18 protein-coding genes are annotated in these 16,548 nt (G+C 40.6%); 8 read left to right on the top strand and 10 right to left on the bottom strand.

The window, feature by feature from the left end; translation table 11 throughout:
* Nucleotides 1-20: 20 nt before the first annotated feature.
* From J2756_RS11230 to J2756_RS11215, 4 genes are all read right to left on the bottom strand, one after another.
* Nucleotides 21-1,043, bottom strand: a complete 1,023-nt coding sequence (locus J2756_RS11230; protein WP_342593141.1) for a site-2 protease family protein — start codon at nucleotides 1,041-1,043, stop codon at nucleotides 21-23.
* 77 nt (nucleotides 1,044-1,120) lie between these two features.
* Entirely contained in the window at nucleotides 1,121-1,321 is a 201-nt protein-coding gene (locus tag J2756_RS11225; RefSeq protein WP_209585548.1) for a MoaD/ThiS family protein, read from the bottom strand.
* Between the two features lie 274 nt (nucleotides 1,322-1,595).
* Complete coding sequence (locus tag J2756_RS11220; protein ID WP_209585547.1) at nucleotides 1,596-2,531, bottom strand: TIGR00269 family protein; 936 nt, start codon at nucleotides 2,529-2,531, stop codon at nucleotides 1,596-1,598.
* Nucleotides 2,532-2,766: 235 nt separating this feature from the next.
* Nucleotides 2,767-4,353 carry a dihydropteroate synthase-like protein gene (locus tag J2756_RS11215; protein ID WP_209585546.1) on the bottom strand — a complete coding sequence of 529 codons (1,587 nt, stop codon included), beginning with the start codon at nucleotides 4,351-4,353 and terminating at the stop codon, nucleotides 2,767-2,769.
* A gap of 112 nt (nucleotides 4,354-4,465) precedes the next feature.
* Between J2756_RS11215 and porC the strand changes: the two genes are divergently transcribed.
* The 7 genes from porC (at nucleotide 4,466) to J2756_RS11180 (ending at nucleotide 9,692) form a co-directional block, all read left to right on the top strand.
* Nucleotides 4,466-4,999, top strand: coding sequence for a pyruvate synthase subunit PorC (gene porC / locus J2756_RS11210; protein ID WP_209585545.1), 534 nt, complete (start codon nucleotides 4,466-4,468; stop codon nucleotides 4,997-4,999).
* Nucleotides 5,000-5,223: 224 nt separating this feature from the next.
* Nucleotides 5,224-5,466, top strand: coding sequence for a pyruvate synthase subunit PorD (gene porD, locus J2756_RS11205; RefSeq protein WP_209585544.1), 243 nt, complete (start codon nucleotides 5,224-5,226; stop codon nucleotides 5,464-5,466).
* A complete protein-coding gene (gene porA / locus J2756_RS11200) occupies nucleotides 5,467-6,618 on the top strand; it encodes a pyruvate synthase subunit PorA (protein WP_209585543.1) in 1,152 nt (383 codons plus the stop codon).
* A complete protein-coding gene (gene porB / locus J2756_RS11195) occupies nucleotides 6,619-7,482 on the top strand; it encodes a pyruvate synthase subunit PorB (protein WP_209585542.1) in 864 nt (287 codons plus the stop codon). It abuts the gene before it with no gap.
* 12 nt (nucleotides 7,483-7,494) lie between these two features.
* Nucleotides 7,495-7,998: a 4Fe-4S dicluster domain-containing protein gene (locus J2756_RS11190; protein WP_209585541.1), complete on the top strand. Its 504-nt coding sequence runs from the start codon at nucleotides 7,495-7,497 to the stop codon at nucleotides 7,996-7,998.
* Nucleotides 7,998-8,429, top strand: coding sequence for a 4Fe-4S dicluster domain-containing protein (locus J2756_RS11185; RefSeq protein WP_209585540.1), 432 nt, complete (start codon nucleotides 7,998-8,000; stop codon nucleotides 8,427-8,429). Before J2756_RS11190 ends, J2756_RS11185 begins: the two co-directional genes overlap by 1 nt.
* Nucleotides 8,430-8,849: 420 nt before the next feature.
* Nucleotides 8,850-9,692 (top strand): fumarate hydratase, encoded by an 843-nt coding sequence (locus J2756_RS11180; protein WP_209585539.1) that lies wholly within the window; start codon nucleotides 8,850-8,852, stop codon nucleotides 9,690-9,692.
* 316 nt (nucleotides 9,693-10,008) lie between these two features.
* Here J2756_RS11180 and phoU read toward each other — a convergent pair whose 3' ends face one another.
* The 6 genes from phoU to J2756_RS11150 all read right to left on the bottom strand — a co-directional run bounded on the left by phoU (nucleotide 10,009) and on the right by J2756_RS11150 (nucleotide 15,421).
* Nucleotides 10,009-10,686, bottom strand: coding sequence for a phosphate signaling complex protein PhoU (gene phoU, locus J2756_RS11175; protein ID WP_209585538.1), 678 nt, complete (start codon nucleotides 10,684-10,686; stop codon nucleotides 10,009-10,011).
* Nucleotides 10,687-10,738: 52 nt separating this feature from the next.
* Nucleotides 10,739-11,494 carry a phosphate ABC transporter ATP-binding protein PstB gene (gene pstB, locus J2756_RS11170; protein WP_209585537.1) on the bottom strand — a complete coding sequence of 252 codons (756 nt, stop codon included), beginning with the start codon at nucleotides 11,492-11,494 and terminating at the stop codon, nucleotides 10,739-10,741.
* Nucleotide 11,495: 1 nt separating this feature from the next.
* A complete protein-coding gene (gene pstA / locus J2756_RS11165; protein WP_394357549.1) occupies nucleotides 11,496-12,344 on the bottom strand; it encodes a phosphate ABC transporter permease PstA in 849 nt (282 codons plus the stop codon).
* Between the two features lie 69 nt (nucleotides 12,345-12,413).
* Nucleotides 12,414-13,289, bottom strand: a complete 876-nt coding sequence (gene pstC, locus J2756_RS11160) for a phosphate ABC transporter permease subunit PstC (RefSeq protein WP_209585535.1) — start codon at nucleotides 13,287-13,289, stop codon at nucleotides 12,414-12,416.
* Nucleotides 13,290-13,627: 338 nt separating this feature from the next.
* On the bottom strand, nucleotides 13,628-14,443 hold the full coding sequence (locus J2756_RS11155) for a phosphate ABC transporter substrate-binding protein (RefSeq protein WP_209585534.1): 816 nt from the start codon (nucleotides 14,441-14,443) through the stop codon (nucleotides 13,628-13,630).
* Between the two features lie 165 nt (nucleotides 14,444-14,608).
* Complete coding sequence (locus J2756_RS11150) at nucleotides 14,609-15,421, bottom strand: phosphate ABC transporter substrate-binding protein (RefSeq protein WP_209585561.1); 813 nt, start codon at nucleotides 15,419-15,421, stop codon at nucleotides 14,609-14,611.
* 195 nt (nucleotides 15,422-15,616) lie between these two features.
* Here J2756_RS11150 and J2756_RS11145 point away from each other — a divergent pair, with 195 nt between their 5' ends.
* Nucleotides 15,617-16,399, top strand: a complete 783-nt coding sequence (locus J2756_RS11145) for a citryl-CoA lyase (protein ID WP_209585533.1) — start codon at nucleotides 15,617-15,619, stop codon at nucleotides 16,397-16,399.
* Nucleotides 16,400-16,548: the final 149 nt, after the last annotated feature.

The following is a 16,548-nucleotide window of genomic DNA, read 5'->3' as shown; positions in this document are numbered from 1 at the left end:
ATTCTATGGATTTTTTTTATTCACAAGGAACCCCCTGGAACAGGTGAAAGGCAGAGTATGAAAACCAAAAGCACAAACACTGCCATGAACTTCCTCCATTTTGTGATCCCCGAAACATTGTCAAGGGCTCCTGGATGTCTTTTGGTTGCAAAGAGAACTACGAACATCAATATTGCCATGGGTATCCATCCAAGGATCAGTGTTACAGCTATTCCTAAGATGGATATGACTTTGTGGATCCCCTCATCAAAGAGTGACCTTGAGATATGACCTCCATCAAGGAAGGCCACAGGCATGAGGTTCAGCATGGTGACGATGATACCCACCCATCCTGCAAATGCCACAGGATGCAAGTTTAAACCGTAGCCTGCAGGTATTGGAGGAAGTAAAAGGTAAATGAAGATGCTCATCAAAAGGGGTGGGTCGAATGTGAGTGCTCCTGCTTTGGCAGGGATCACAGATGACAACATAATACCCATGATGAGAACTGGAACTGCCACAATTATCCCTGCAACAGGTCCACTGAAACCAAGGTCAAAAAGGGCATTCTTTGTTGGTATTGGAGATTTTACGTTTATCACTGCCCCAAATGTTCCTATGAGTGTGGGCGCAGGTACGAAATATGGTAGTGTTGCATCAACACCGTGTTTTCTTGCTGCAGCGAAGTGGGCTGTTTCATGTGTGCCGAGAATTGCGATTATGGCTGCAGAAAATGCCACAGCATCCCAGATCTTCTCCCCTCCAAAGGTGTAGCCAGCGTACAGTGTGGTTGCAATGGTTGCAACAAAAAGGAGGATGTTGATCCCAATATTTGATTTACCCCTCTCTGGTTTTTCAGCTATCCCTATCCTGTAAAATCCATTATAGGGTTCCATGAATGGTATGTATCCAATTTCATCCATTTCATGGACGAGCTGGGAGAATTCATCCGCATGGTAGTCATTAACAACAAAAAATGAACCTTCCTTAGTAGAATGGAATCCTTCAACATGGAAGTGTTTTGATACGTAACCCTCAATGATATCGAAGTTTTCCAAAACCACACTTCCAGATTTTCTTAAATTCCCTGAAATGATACCTTTAAAAAATAAACCATTGAAATTTATTATTTTTGAATTTGTTATCCACCATATATTACCTGTATAACCTCTAATTCATCCCCATCTTCAAGTAATTCCTCATCTATAACTATACGGTTGTTTTTCTTAACAACCACTGTTTCAGACGGCACATCCAGAAGTTCTAGCATTTCTTTAACTGTTAAATTAGAAAGAAATTCCTTCAATTCTTTTTTTTCACCAATAGTCAATTTTATTTCCATTTAATTCTCCAACCATCTTTATGGATTGATCTAATCTTCACTAATTGTTCATCATTATCTTCTACAAAAACCTTGACCTTTTTCAGGGGACAATTTCTGTTGGAAGAACTTAAATTATGAATAACTTAAACCAGCAAATTTTATTCTATGTTACCTATGTTGAGAGACCTATAAGATTTTTATGGACCACCTATTTTTTTATGGATTAGACTATTCCAGGTTCTTACAGATCAGGGCTAGAAAGCACCATTCCACTGTTATGAGAGGCCGTGAATCAATCATCACTCCACAGTTTTAAGAAGCTGCAGGCCCTGCAGAGATCTCCTGATGCTGGTTCTCCACACTGTACACATGTTCCTGTAGGTGCTTCTCCTGAAAATTCCCTTTTTATAGCGGGTTTTATCTTGTCAAAGCCCCTGAGGGTTGAGTACATTATGGTTGGATGGTTCACTGACAGTTCACTTATGAAGTCTCTGATCTCTGCCCTGAAGGATTCTCCTGCATAGGGACATCCTGCGAAGTGGACTTCCATATCATTGGCAACAACGTAGAGTCCTATATCCTTTTCTGGTATTTCTCTCAGGGGCTTTATCTTCACTGTGAAGTTTGGGTTTTTGGATTCTGATTTTGGACCTATCCTTGTGAGGTTCTGGATGTTGCCCTCCAGGTAGTTCATGAGTATGGACTGGGTTTCATCGTCCAGGTTGTGGCCTGTGGCTATTTTGTTGGCTCCTTCCTCCTTTGCAACCATGTTGAAGATCCATCTCCTGAAGACACCGCAGTAGGTGCATGCATGTCTTGAACGATTGTTTTTTGCATCGTTTTTCATGACTTCATCCAGTGTGAACCCGAAGCAGTCCTTGAAGGAAACCACCCTGTGTTCAACACCCAATATCTCTGCGTTTCTGGTTGCTATTTCCACACCTTCCTGCCTGTAGCCTGCAATTCCCTCATCAATGGTCACAGCAACCAGATCTATTATGTGCCTCTCCCTGAGGTTGTTCAAAATTTCTAAGGCCATTACACTGTCTTTTCCACCTGAAAGGCCCAGAAGAACTTTATCTCCTTTATCCACAAGTTTGTACTTGCGTATGTCGTGGAGGACCTTTTCTCTTGTGGCCTCTATGAAGCATTCCCTGCACAGTTTCTGGCCTGAACGTTTCATCTTTATTATTATCTGTGGGTTTCCGCATTTATCGCATGAATCCATTTTGATGCTCCATTTTATAATTTAAAGGTTATTCTTGTTTTATTATCTAAGGATATGAGTTCAATCATAATTTAAGGAATGTTTATATTTAAAGGAATATCTTAAGGAATATCTCTCAATTGAAATTATAATATCGATTCAAAGTTTTATTCTGTCCACGTCTTAATTTATTTTTTTTTAATCAATTTGATTTTTTTTGAAAATATATTAATTGAAGTAGGGGACTATGAAAAAATTATAAAAACTTCTTAAAGAGTGGGAAGTCCTGAACATAATTTTTACCTGTTTTTAATGCTATTTCCGCCTTTTGAAGCTCGGAGCCCAGGTAAGCTGCATGTTCCATCCTGGATATCAGCCCCCTTACCAGCAGCTCATCGTAGATCTCCTTGGCAGTGGAACCAAATATGGCCATTTGGGGTTCCATTTTAATGTAGTGAACCGCCTTTATCATTCTTTCACCCGCTGAGTCTTCAACTGTTATTTTAAAGCTTCCAGAGGGGTCACGAACGAATCTTTCATTAATCTTTCCCTCAAAAACTGGAACATCAATTTCTTCATTGATATTTTCCCCCCTGCGCTTGTCCTTGAAGACAACCAGGTTTATTCCAAGATCCTTGGGTATGGAACCCCTGCTCTTGGAGAGGAACATCATCTTGGAGGACACTGCAAGTTCCTTAACACTTCCAACTGTTTTACCACTCTCTTCAGGTGTGAAAAGCACACTTGCCCCGAGTTCCATTGCTATACCTGAAAGCAGGGCATTAACACCCACAGAATCAGTGTCAAGGAGTTCAGTTACATTTCCTATGCCAAAAAATAGGGGTTCCCTGTTCCTACTTTTAAACCTGCGGCAGGCGATTATTGAGTCCACGATGCTTGTGCTGTTTATTGGGTCAAGTACGAGATCTGCTATCACATCTATGCCCCTGCACTTCTCCCGAAGTTTCTCCAGTGATTCAACACGTTCCTCAACTGTCTCTGGAACCCAGTTTTTACTGTAGTCAGTTGGCAGTACGACTGCAGGGATGTTCTTCTCCTGAAGTAGGGGAAGAACTTCTTCGCAGTTACCGTGATCAAGGCTCAGCACCATGTCAACACCAGATTCCACTGCTGCCTTTATTTCAGTGGGATTTAAGCTGTCTATGCTCACTGCAACGTCAAGATTTTCCTTTAAAAGTTTGACCATGCCAGGTATCTTTTCTGCAAGTGTTTCACCTGCAACCATACCTATGTCAACCATGTCTGCACCTGACTTCACGAAGTACTGTGCCCTTTCCAGGAATTCTTCATGGGTCAAAAGTGGTGCGTTTGCTATTTCAGCAAGCACCCTCATTGGAAAATCTTCTCCAACAGGTAATTTACCTACGAGTATATTTTCTGGCTTTTTAAGGAGTTTTTCCCTGGTTTTTTCGTTCTTTTCAAAGTCCTCTATGAACTGGAGTGCACGCTTTCGGAGCTCATCCTCTATGAGTTTATCTGCAGGAGTTTTTGAGGATAGTTCAAGTTTTTCAATTAATTCAAGAACTATGCCCAGATCTGCAGCATCTTTAGGTCCTTTATAAGTTGGTATGCCTGTTTGTTCTTCAACGAAGGCCACATCTTTTCTTAAAAGCCCGGGTGTTAACAGCATATCAAATGATTCAAGATCGTATGTTTTCTCACCATCCCCAACTTTTCTGATTTCCCCAACAATTCGTTTTGGGGTTAAAAATGCAGCTATTGGTGTGTTAACAACATGAACATGAACCTCATGTTCAGATTTGGATGATTGCTTTTTTACAAGGTTTCCTGCCAGTTTTCCAGTTATTATTAGGATCTTCATAGACCTGCCTCTGCCATGTTTCTCATTGGATCTAATATATAAGATCATTGACCAACATGTATATATATTACAAATTTATAATGATTAACTATGAGGAATGGAGGTAAAATAGATGATTGAAATTCGCTTTCACGGACGCGGTGGACAGGGAGCCGTAACAGCCGCTGAAATAATGGCAAAATCAGCCTTTGAAGATGGTAAATACTGTCAAGCATTTCCATTTTTCGGCGTTGAGAGAAGAGGCGCTCCTGTAATGGCGTTTTCAAGAATAGATGACCGGCCCATAAGAAGAAGGTATCAAGTTTACAATCCTGATTACGTTATAGTACTTGACGACGGTTTATTGGAAGTCGTTGATGTTTTCTCCGGAATTAAAGAAGGTGGAGAAATCATTATAAACACAACTAAAGATATTAAACCTGTAGAAGGCGTTAAAATACATAAAATAGATGCTACAGGTGTAGCACTGGACATACTAGGTGTTCCAATTGTTAACACTGTTATGCTGGGTGCTTTTGCCGGTGTAACGGGCAAAGTTTCACTTGAATCCATAATAAAGATCATCAAGGAAACTTTCCGTGGAGAAATAGCTGAAAAGAACGCTAAAGCAGCTAAAATAGCATACGAAAAAGTTAAAAAGGTATAATTTAATTATAAGGGAATAATCAGTTATTGAATTGATGATCATTGAATTAAATGTCATGAACTGATAAAAAAAATCTTAGGTTCAAATCCGATTTTCACTTGTAAAATTCCATTTAAATTTAATTGAATGAGTGAAAATGGATTAAATGAATTATTAACTGAATTTTTTCATGAAAATTTGTTTTTAAAGCTCATGTATAACTGATTAATATAAAAGGTGATTTCATGGTATCAATAGGAGCAGCTGTTAAGGAACCTGGAAGTACCCGCCAGAACAAAACAGGTAGCTGGAGAACGTTTAAACCGATTTTAGACAAGGAAACTTGTATAAAATGTGAAAACTGTATTCTCTTCTGTCCTGAAGGCTGTATAAACAAGGAATATGATATAGACTACGATTTCTGTAAAGGGTGCGGCATATGTGCCGAGGAATGCCCTGTAAAAGCTATAAAAATGGAGAGGGAATAAATGGTTCTTAAAGTGATTTCTTCAAACCAAGCCATTGCTGAAGCAGTGAAACTTGCAAAACCCAATGTAATCCCTGTTTATCCAATAACACCACAGACAACCATATCAGAGTACCTTGCAAAGTTCGTTGCAGACGGAGATATACCTGCAGAGTACATAAGGGTTGAATCTGAGCACAGCGCAATAAGCGCAGCTCTTGGAGCATCAGGTGCAGGTGTTAGGGTGTTCACAGCAACATCCTCACAGGGACTTGCACTCATGCATGAGATACTCTTTGCAGCTGCAGGTTTAAGAGCACCAATAGTTCTTGCAGATGCTAACAGAGCATTATCTGCACCATTAAGTATATGGAACGATCAGCAGGATTCAATATCCCAGAGGGATGCAGGATGGTTGCAGGTATACGCTGAAAACGGTCAGGAAGCACTTGACTCTGTGCTGATGGCCTACAAGATATCAGAGAACCATGATGTTCTGCTTCCAAGTATGGTATGTGTGGACGGTTTCATACTGACCCATACAGTTGATCCAGTGGACATACCTTCACAGGAAGAAGTGGATGAATTTTTACCTCCATACAAACCTGAACATGCATTCCTGGACCCTGCACAGCCAATGTCAATAGGATCCTTCACAGATCCAGAGTACTACATGGAAGCAAGGTACGCAATGGAACTTGCAATGGAAAGGTCCAAAAAGGTCTTCAAACAGGTCAGTGAAGAGTTCGAAGCAAAATTCGGAAGAAAATATGACCTCGTTGAAAATTACCGCTGTGACGATGCAGAGATCATCCTGGTTGCAATGGGATCCATCTGCAGTACAATAAAGGATGTTATAGATGACCTCCGAGTTAAAGGAGAAAAGGTCGGCCTCCTGCGTATAAGGGTGTTCAGACCATTCCCAGTTGAGGAGATCCGTGAGGCACTCAAAGGTGCTTCAAAGGTTGCAGTTATTGATAAAAACATATCCTTCGGTATTGGAGGAGTTTTATACAGTAACATCAAGGCAAAAACAGATGCTGATGCCTACGGATTCATCATCGGTCTTGGTGGACGTGACATAAAACCGTCAAGCATAATTGATGTAATTGAAAAAACCAAAAACCCACAAAACGATGTACAGTGGATAGGAATCAAAGAGGAGGAGCTTTAAATGGAAATATCTGATAAAGAATTTCTTGCACCCGGACACAGAGCATGCGCAGGATGCGGTGCTACAATAGGTGTCAGGCTCGCACTGAAAGTCTTAGGTGAAAACACCGTCGCAGTATCTGCAACAGGATGTTTAGAGGTTATAACAACTCCTTATCCTGAAACTGCATGGGAAATTCCATGGATTCACGTTGCATTTGAAAACGCTGCTGCAGTTGCATCAGGTGTTGAATCAGCATTTAAATCAATTGGAAGAAAAGCTAACATTGTTGTGTTTGCTGGAGACGGTGGTACAGCAGATATAGGTCTTCAATCTTTATCTGGAGCCATGGAAAGGGGACATAACATAATTTACATCTGCTACGATAACGAAGCATACATGAACACAGGTATACAGAGGAGTGGAGCAACACCATACGGTGCATCAACAACAACATCACCTGCAGGTAAGGAAAGCTTCGGTGAAGACAAGGTCAAAAAGAACATTCCGATGATAATAGCAGCTCATGGTGTGCCCTACGTTGCAACAGCTTCAATAGCTTACCCTGAAGACTTCATGAGGAAGGTTAAAAAGGCCTCAGAAGTTGATGGACCTTCATACATACACCTCCACCAGCCATGTACAACTGGATGGGGTTACAAACCATCTAAAACCATAGACATGGGAAGGTTGGCTGTTGAAACAGGATCCTGGATTCTCTATGAGATAGAGGATGGTGAGTTCAAGGTCACCTACAGACCTATGCAGAGGAAACCTGTTGCTGAGTATCTTAACGCTCAGAAAAGGTTCAGACACCTGAAAGATGAGGAGAAACAGAGGATTCAAAGCCATGTGGATGAAGTCTGCAGTGAGCTTAAAATATAAGGGGGTGAGACCTTGGAAAAGATAATGATTCAGCCGGACATCTGCGACGGCTGTGGGGACTGTGAAGAAGCATGTGCACGTCTTCATGGAACATCAAGGATCACTGTAAGGGAGATCGATGATTCTCACTATCCAATAGTCTGCCAGCAGTGCGAGGATGCCCCTTGTGTTATGATCTGTCCAACAGAGGCCATGACCAGTGAGGTCAACCCTGAGAAGTGCATAGGATGCGGACTTTGCATGATGGTCTGCCCATTTGGAGCCATAAACATGCACGACCGCAAGGCCCATAAATGCAACCAGTGCCCTGATAAGGACACCCCGGCATGCGTTACAGCCTGCTCCAAAAGAGCCATTGCCAAGGTTGACACAGAACGTATGAAGCTTAAAAAACAGGACGAACATATCGCAAAGCTCACAGGCCTGGGTAAAAAGAAAAGGAAAAGCACTGATTTCATAAGTGTGCTTACAAGCAATGCAAGAACCAAAAAAGTCCTGCACAAGGAGGCTGACTAATGAAGGAACTTGTATCCAGACCCGAACTCTGTGAAGACTGCGGTAGATGTGAGCGTATCTGTCCAAAGAATGCCATACGTGTTGTGAACAGTGTTCCACTTCACTGTCTTCACTGTGCTGAGGACAGAGCACCCTGCATGACTGTGTGTCCTGAAGATGCCATAGTTGAAGTTGATGGTGCCATCGTCATCAATGAGGATGACTGTATTGGCTGCGGACTCTGCAAAGATTCATGTCCTGTTGGGGCAATCCAGATAGATGAGTCTGGAATAGCCAAGAAGTGCGACCTGTGCATTGAAAGGGAAGTACCTCTCTGCGTTTCAGTATGTCCAACTGGAGCTCTTAAAGCTGATTCTGAGGATGTTGTGGCTGAAAAACGGGACAAACTTGCTAAAGAGCTTGAAAGGGTTAAGTTGATAATGAAGTATTAATGAAAACTTCATTTTTCATTCATTTTTTTTATTTCTAGATTTTTTTTAAAATTATTTGAGCTTTTAAATACTATTTGAGCTTTTAAATATTATCTAATCTAATTTGTATGTGTTTTTGTTTCTTTAACCTATAAAAAAACTAATTTTAGGGGTTCTTACTAAATAGTTTCATATTATAACTATTTTAAATTAAAGATTTTATGAAATAGAAATTTTATTCAGTTTAGTGGAAGGCACTGCCAGTAACTATGCCTTTAGGTATATATGAAAACTATAAAAATCTGGAAATCATAAAGGATTTATGCTTGAGTTTAGTGGTTGAACTAGGGTCTGGTTTAACACATAAATTTTTGTCCAAGTTCTATGTATTATGATTTCATTCAATTGAATTATTCAAAACTTATAAAAAAAGCTGATACCATGATTACACAAAAACAAGTTGAAGATGCAATGTACCGGATCTACAGGGATGCTGTGATCGAACTTCCAGAGGATGTGACTCTGGCATTAAAAATGGCCTACGAAAATGAAGATAATGAGACAGCCAGGTTAAATCTTGGGACTGTCTTGAAGAATATTGAAGCTGCCCATGAAAATGGGATTCCAATGTGTCAGGATACAGGGCTTCCAATAGTTTTTGTGAAGCTTGGTGATGTTCAGGTTGAAAACCTCTACCAGGGAATAATGAAGGGTGTTGAAATGGCAACCCATGAGGTTCCCCTGCGCCCAAATGTTGTGGATCCCCTGACCCGTGAAAACACCGGCACCAACACTGGGAAGGGAATTCCACAGGTGGATGTGGAGCTTGTTGATGGAGATTACCTGGAGTTAACAGTTTTTCCAAAGGGATTCGGCTCTGAAAACAACAACGCCCTGAAGATGGGACTTCCAGGTGAAGGTGTTGAGGGTATTAAAAACTTCGTTTTAGAAATTGTACAGTCTGCAGGGGGCAAACCATGCCCACCAACCAGGATTGGGGTTGGAATCGGAGGATCCTCAGACATGGCACTGAAACTTGCAAAAAAAGCACTTCTCAGGAGTGTTAAGGATAAAAACCCCGATGAAAGACTTTCAAACCTTGAAGATGAGCTTCTTGAAGCTGTGAATGCCACAGGCATCGGCCCAATGGGACTTGGAGGTAAAACAACTGCACTGGACGTTAAGGTGGAGATGGTTGACACACATACAGCAGGTCTTCCAATAGGGATCTGCATCCAGTGCTGGGCTGCAAGACATAAAAGCATTGTTTTAAGGGATGAATAAGTTTAAAAAGTTTTTATATATGTTTAAAAACTGAAAAAACGTTCAAAACCAATTAATTTTTGAAGAATTTTTTCTTATTTTTTTATTTAAATTTTTTTTATGATCTTCTTTTGAATTTATTGAATTTACCTAAAACAAAATTCTATTTTATTTAAAGAATCATGAAAAGGGGGTACGTCCTTAAAATATTTCTTTTGATTCTTTTATTTAAATTTTTGAGCTTCTTTCACCCTTCGAATTTTGAATAAAAATTTTAGCTCAAACAAAAATAGAAAATAATAAAAAATAGAAGGAATTATGGGGGATGAATGAGTTTTTACTCCTCTTTATCGACTTCTCGTTTTTCGCAGGTGATCATGAAGATGGTTCTGTCACCTATGTTCTCTGCACGGTCTGCGATCCTCTCAAGGAACCTTGCAACGAAGAGCACATATATCAGGTAGGATATTGAATCCTTCTCCTGAAACATGCTCTTGGATATATCCTCAAGGGCTTTGTCAAATAGATCATCCACCTTGTCGTCGTCCCTGCGTATCTCCCTGACCAGGTCCATGTCCTGGTTTAAAAAGGAGGATATGCTCTTACCAACCATTCCCTCCACTATATTTCCCATGTGTCTTATGTCGTTCATTGGTTTTTCTGGAACATTTTCATCCTTGATGTGCTTTGCAACCTCTGCAATGTTTGAAGCCAGGGCACCCATACGTTTAAGATGACTTCCCACTTTTATACATGCCTCTATGAACCTTAAATCCTTTGCAACTGGTTGTTCTGAAGCTATTATGCTCATTGCCCTGTGTTCAAGGCGGTAGTTCATTTCGTCCAGTTTGGCAGGGGTTTTCATAACCTCCTCAACCAGTTCCTCATCGTAAGTTATAAACGCATCAAGAGCCTTCTTATATGCTTCAAGGCTCGTCTGTCCCACATCTTCCACATCTTTCCTTAAGTCCTCCAGTCTTTTCTGGAATCTTATTCTTGGATATTTTCTCTCCATTTTTTTATCCTCCACCTTATGGAAATAAATTAATTAAACTAATTATCTTAAATCATCCAAATCTTCCGGTTATGTAATCTTCAGTACGTTTGTCCTCAGGTTCTATGAAAAGCTTCTCTGTAAGTCCGCTTTCAACTATTTCACCATTGAGGAAGAATGCTGTGTACTTGGAAACCCTTGTTGCCTGCTGCATGTTGTGGGTCACGATTATGATGGTGAAATCCTTCTTGAGCTTGTGTATGAGGTCCTCGATCTTGGTGGTTGATATGGGGTCAAGTGCAGAACATGGCTCGTCCATGAGTATAACCTCAGGTTCAACAGCTATGGTTCTTGCAATACAGAGACGCTGCTGCTGTCCACCTGAAAGTCCCATTGCAGACTTATCAAGTTTATCCTTAACTTCTTTCCATAGTGCTGCTTCCTTGAGACTTTCTTCAACCCTCTGTTCTATCCAGTCCTTGTCTGTGACTCCATGGATTTTGAGTCCATATGCAACGTTGTCAAATATTGATTTAGGGAATGGATTGGCCTTCTGGAACACCATTCCAATTTTTTTACGCAGTTCAACAACATCCACCTTGGGGTTGTATATGTCCTCACCATCAAGGAGTACTGTTCCCTCCTTCTTGAAGGTGGGTATGAGGTCGTTCATCCTGTTGAGGGTTCTTATGAATGTGGATTTACCACAACCTGAAGGTCCTATGAATGATGTGACCCTGTTTTTCCGGATCTTAAGGTTCACATCCTTTAGTATATGTGATTCATCAAAGTAAACATTTAAATCTTCAACTTCTATTCTGTAATCCATTCTATCTCCCCATCATCCTTTTTGAATATCTTTCAACGAGTGTGTTGGTTAAAACCGTTATTGCAAGTACTATGAGCACAAGTACAGCTGCTGTACCATATGCATTATCCAGGGATATTCCCTCAGTTGCTAGTATGTAAAGGTGGAGTGGTAAAGGCCTTCCAGGGTCAAATATGGAAAGTGGCATTGCCAGTGCTGAACCAACAGCAAACATTATGGCTGCAGCCTCAGATATGGCCCTTGCCATTCCCAGAATAACTCCCGTGGTTATTCCTGGAACTGAAGCCGGTAAAATAACCCTGTAAACTGTCTGCCATTTTGTTGCACCCAGTGCAAGGCTTCCCTCACTGTAGGATCTTGGTACGGATCGTATTGTGACCTCTGCAACCTGGAATATGGTTGGAAGAGCCATGAGCGCAAGTACAAGACCTCCTGAAAGGAGTGACCATCCCATTTTAAGGAATATTACGAAGAAAGACAGTCCAAAAAGACCATACACTATTGAAGGTATGGATGCCAGTGTTTCTGAACCGAATCTTATGAGTTTTACAGTGTTGTTTTCTTCTGTGTACTCTGTGAGGTAAACTGCGGCCCCAATACCTATAGGTGCTGCCACTAGGACTGCTATGAGTGTCACATATATACTGGACACTATCATAGGTGCTATTCCTCCTGCTGCACCTGAATCAATCGGGTCACTGATGATGAAGTTCAGGTTAACCACAGGAAGACCCTTTAAAAGGATGTAACCTATTATAACCAGCATTATTATAATGGTTAAAATACCTGAAGCCCAGAAAACTGCTTCCATTATTTTCTGAGCATTTTTTGGAGATATTATTCTATTCAAGGACCATACCTCCATTGTAACTTGTGGAACATGATTTTTTAGGTTTAAAACATGTTTTAGGTTGATTGTTCACAGGTAACCGCCTCCAACTGTGATCCTCTTCTTGTAGTGGAAGTAGTTTGCAATCACAAGAAGGAGTATGATTATTATGAACAGGACAACTGCTGTTCCAAAGAGTGCACTGTAATGGATTCCAGTTGCATATCCCATCTCAAGGGCTATGTTAGAAGTTAAAGCCCTTACAGGATCCAGGATTGAATTTGGGAACTGTGCAACGTTTCCTGCAACCATTATAACTGCCAAAGTTTCACCTATTGCCCTTCCCATACCCAGGATTATTGCAGTTATAACTCCAGGTACTGCTGCAGGGAACAGTACATTTTTTATGGTCTGCCAGTGGGTTGCACCCAGTGCAAGTGATGCTTCCTTGTACTCACCAGGAACTGATCTCAGTGCATCCTCTGATACACTGATGATGGTTGGCAGGATCATGACAGTTAGGATTATGGATGCTGTGAGCATGCTGAAACCTGTACCCCCAAAGTTCGTCCTCATGAAGGGTACAAGAACTATCAGTCCAAAGAATCCATAAACAACCGATGGTATTCCTGCAAGTGTTTCTATAACTGGCTTTAATATTTTCCTCATTCTTTGAGGTGCAACTTCAGCCATGAACACTGCACACAGTAATGACAGAGGTACTGACATCAGGAGCGCAAGGGCTGTTATGCCCAGTGATCCCACTATCATTGGCAAAACTCCGTACTGGCCAGATGATGGATCCCATGTGCTTCCGAATATGAAGTTCAGGAATCCGTAGCTCTCCATGGAGGGTAAACCTTCGCTGAAGATGAATATTATGATGAGCAGAGTTATAACAACCGATGAAATTGCCGTTATAAAAAGGCCCTTTTCTATTAGAAATTCTTCGATTTTATCCTTCATTTAGGCACCTCATATTTCAACCCTGTTAATTTGTTATATGTACTATGAGTTTGAGATTTTCCAGATTCAATTTCTGGGTAATTATTATTTCTTGAAATTATTATTGAATTGAAAATTATTGAAAAATATCATTTTTTTTTTGGAAGTGAATCTTCAATACCTTCAACTCTACTTTTTTTTACTTTTTCTTTGAATTTAGTTGGAATTTTATGTTAATTATGAAGTAATGCTAATTATGAAGTAAACCCGTAGGTTATACTGAATAAACCTTTAAACCGAAAGATGTGTTAAATCTGGAATTTTGAGGGAGTTTAATGATTCCATTATTACCTTGAATGTTAGCTGGTTCCATTTACAGGAACTACCTTCTCTTCTTTGATTATTGCCTGACCTTCAGGTCCCTTAACCCAGTCCAGGAATTCTTTAGCAACTCCAGTAGGCTGACCTTTAAAAAGGAAAATGAACGGCCTTTGAAGTTCGTAAGAACCATTTGAAACAGTTTCATCAGATGGTGAAACACCATTTATCTCCAGTGCTTTAACATCACTGCTCATGTGCGCCATGGATACAAATCCAATTGCGCCAGGATCCTGTTTAACTGCCTGTTTAACTGCCTCTGTTGAGCTTTGAACAATGGCATCATTCCTTATTTTGGTGGTTCCCATTACAAGGTTGTTAAATGCATTCATGGTACCTGAACCTGCTTCTCTAACGATGACATGAACCTGTACATCTGGACCTCCCAACTGTTTCCAGTTGGTGATCTTTCCACTGAATACGTCCCTGACCTGTTCTTTTTTCAGGCTGGTCACGTTGTTGGCGTTGTTCACTGCCACAACTATACCATCCTCACCCAGGGTGTAACTGTTTAATTTAGCTTTTTCATCCGATTTAAGTTCCTCAGAACTCATCCCTATCTGCACTATTCCCTGTTCAGTTGTCCTTATTCCAAGGCCTGAACCTCCACCCTGAACATTTATACGAACGTTTGGATGTTCCTTCATGTAAGCCTGTGCCAATTTCTCTGCAACCGGCTGAACAGAAGTTGAACCTGCAATTTGTAGGGTTTCATAATGAGTTTTTGGTGTAAACATCATATAAGCACTGCCTATAACTAGAACAGCTACTATAAGAATTATGTATTTCGAGTCCATATCATCACCTTATAAATACTCTCTTACATTTGAGTATTTAAAAATATGGTGATGAACCCCGAAAGATCATCCTTGAATTTTTAACCTGCTAAATCCTATATTCCACCTATTTAAATAAAATAAATGGTTTTGAGTGGGTTTAAAACCAACTCAACACTCTTTTTTTTAGGAACTTGCTGGTACAACCTTCTCTGCCTTTACTATTGCCTGACCTTCAGGTCCCATGACCCAGTCAATGAATTCTTTAACTGTGCCTGTTGGTTCGCCCTTGGTTAGGAATATGAAGGGTCTCTGAAGCTGGTAAGAACCATCTGCAACTGTTGCCTCTGATGGAGAAACTCCATTAACCTTCAGGGCTTTAACACTTGAATCAAGGTTTGCAAGGGATATGAAACCTACTGCATTTGGATCTCCTTTGATTGTTTGTTTTACTGCTTCTGTTGAGCTCTGAACTATTGCACTGGATTTTATCTTGGTGGTCTTGCCCATAACAATTTCTTCAAAGGCTTTCCTTGTACCTGAACCATCTTCTCGGGTTATGACGTTTATTGTGGCACTTGAACCTCCAACCTCATTCCAGTTGGTTGTGTTACCTGAAAAGATTGATTTGAGCTCGTCCTTTGTCAGACCACTTACACTGTTCTCTGTGTTAACAGCAACAACTATACCATCCTTTCCAATTGTGTACTGTTTTAATCCTGCTGATTCATTGGATGATAGTTCCTTTGAACTTGTACCTATATTTACAACACCTTGTGCAGCATTTTTTATACCCACACCAGAACCTCCGCCCTGAACATTTATCTTAACGTTTGGGTGTTCCTTCATGTATGCTGCTGCTAATTTTTCTGCCACAGGTTGAACTGATGTTGAACCTGCTATCGTTATTTTTTGTTCTCCGCTTCCGCCTAAAGCCATGTAAGCCCCGACTAGTATGATTACCGCTACTACTATTCCAATGATATATTTCAAGTCCATTTTTACCGACCTCATTTCTACCCTTAATCTCACCACTTATAAAGATTACTCTTTGTGCATTAAATAACACAATAAGTGAATTGAACTGGGCCTTAGAAGGCTATTTTCAGTGCCGAGCAATGAAAGATCACATTTAGTGCTATTCTGTGGACTAAAAGCAAAAATTTAAATATTTATCCACCTACAGAAAACATCATGATAACTGAAAAAGTGTTGGAGGAAATGTTCAAACCCAGGCAGGCACACTGGAGAACCTCAATAACCAAGGTTGAACCAAACAGGTTAACAACAAGGGACTGTCTGCAGGAAGATTTGATCGGTAATATATCCTTCTCAGAGATGGTTTACCTCTTAATAAAGGGAGATATTCCATCTGATAACCATAATAAGATGCTTGAAGCTGTTCTCGTGTCCTTCTGCGACCACGGGATCACACCCCCAAGTACACAGGCTGCACGGCTCATGGCATCAGCAGGATCTCCTGTCAATGCATGTCTTGCAGGAGGGTTACTCGCCTTTGGAAAAAATCATGCCGGTGCAATAGAGAAGGCCATGAAAAATCTTCAAGAAGGAGTTAAAGTAAGGGAGGGCTGCGGAAGATCTGCATCTGAAACTGCCAGGTTCATGGTTGAAGAGCTCAAAAACCAGGGACAGAAAGTACCTGGATTCGGGCACCGCTACCACTCAGAAGATCCCCGGGCAATAAAACTCTTAAAACTTGCCAAGGAGTATGGTTGCAGTGGGAAACATGTTGAACTTGCAGTTGAACTCGAGAAACTCCTAGAAAGCTGGAAGGGTATTAAAATGAATATAGACGGTGCAAATGCAGCAATACTCTCTGATCTGGGATTTAACTGGAGGTTTGGATGTGGGATCTTTGCAATAGGAAGGTTACCAGGTTTACTTGCCCATGTCCATGAGGAAATGTCCAGTGAAGAACCCTTCCGGAAGATCACAGAACTTGATACGTTAATATGAACTATTTTTGATATGGCTTCACTCAAACTACAGTTTAATATTAGGATCAACTTAAAAAAATTCCTTAAAAAGCATTTTTTATTTAAAAAGGTGTCCAAAATCCCTAATTTTTCTTTTAAGGTCCCATCTAAAAAGTTGGTACTTCAACA

Source organism: Methanobacterium aggregans (assembly GCF_017874455.1).
GTDB lineage: Archaea > Methanobacteriota > Methanobacteria > Methanobacteriales > Methanobacteriaceae > Methanobacterium_C > Methanobacterium_C aggregans.
Note: the sequence above shows the minus strand (reverse complement) of the source record. Positions and strands in the feature narration are given on the sequence as shown.

Excerpts from the sequence above, each read along its gene's own strand:
- J2756_RS11225 (WP_209585548.1), bottom strand. The coding sequence starts at position 1,321 with ATGGAAATAAAATTGACTATTGGTGAAAAAAAAGAATTGAAGGAATTT.
- J2756_RS11220 (WP_209585547.1), bottom strand. The coding sequence starts at position 2,531 with ATGGATTCATGCGATAAATGCGGAAACCCACAGATAATAATAAAGATG.
- J2756_RS11215 (WP_209585546.1), bottom strand. The coding sequence starts at position 4,353 with ATGAAGATCCTAATAATAACTGGAAAACTGGCAGGAAACCTTGTAAAA.
- porC (WP_209585545.1), top strand. The coding sequence starts at position 4,466 with ATGATTGAAATTCGCTTTCACGGACGCGGTGGACAGGGAGCCGTAACA.
- porD (WP_209585544.1), top strand. The coding sequence starts at position 5,224 with ATGGTATCAATAGGAGCAGCTGTTAAGGAACCTGGAAGTACCCGCCAG.
- porA (WP_209585543.1), top strand. The coding sequence starts at position 5,467 with ATGGTTCTTAAAGTGATTTCTTCAAACCAAGCCATTGCTGAAGCAGTG.
- porB (WP_209585542.1), top strand. The coding sequence starts at position 6,619 with ATGGAAATATCTGATAAAGAATTTCTTGCACCCGGACACAGAGCATGC.
- J2756_RS11185 (WP_209585540.1), top strand. The coding sequence starts at position 7,998 with ATGAAGGAACTTGTATCCAGACCCGAACTCTGTGAAGACTGCGGTAGA.
- J2756_RS11180 (WP_209585539.1), top strand. The coding sequence starts at position 8,850 with ATGATTACACAAAAACAAGTTGAAGATGCAATGTACCGGATCTACAGG.
- phoU (WP_209585538.1), bottom strand. The coding sequence starts at position 10,686 with ATGGAGAGAAAATATCCAAGAATAAGATTCCAGAAAAGACTGGAGGAC.
- pstB (WP_209585537.1), bottom strand. The coding sequence starts at position 11,494 with ATGGATTACAGAATAGAAGTTGAAGATTTAAATGTTTACTTTGATGAA.
- pstC (WP_209585535.1), bottom strand. The coding sequence starts at position 13,289 with ATGAAGGATAAAATCGAAGAATTTCTAATAGAAAAGGGCCTTTTTATA.
- J2756_RS11155 (WP_209585534.1), bottom strand. The coding sequence starts at position 14,443 with ATGGACTCGAAATACATAATTCTTATAGTAGCTGTTCTAGTTATAGGC.
- J2756_RS11150 (WP_209585561.1), bottom strand. The coding sequence starts at position 15,421 with ATGGACTTGAAATATATCATTGGAATAGTAGTAGCGGTAATCATACTA.
- J2756_RS11145 (WP_209585533.1), top strand. The coding sequence starts at position 15,617 with ATGATAACTGAAAAAGTGTTGGAGGAAATGTTCAAACCCAGGCAGGCA.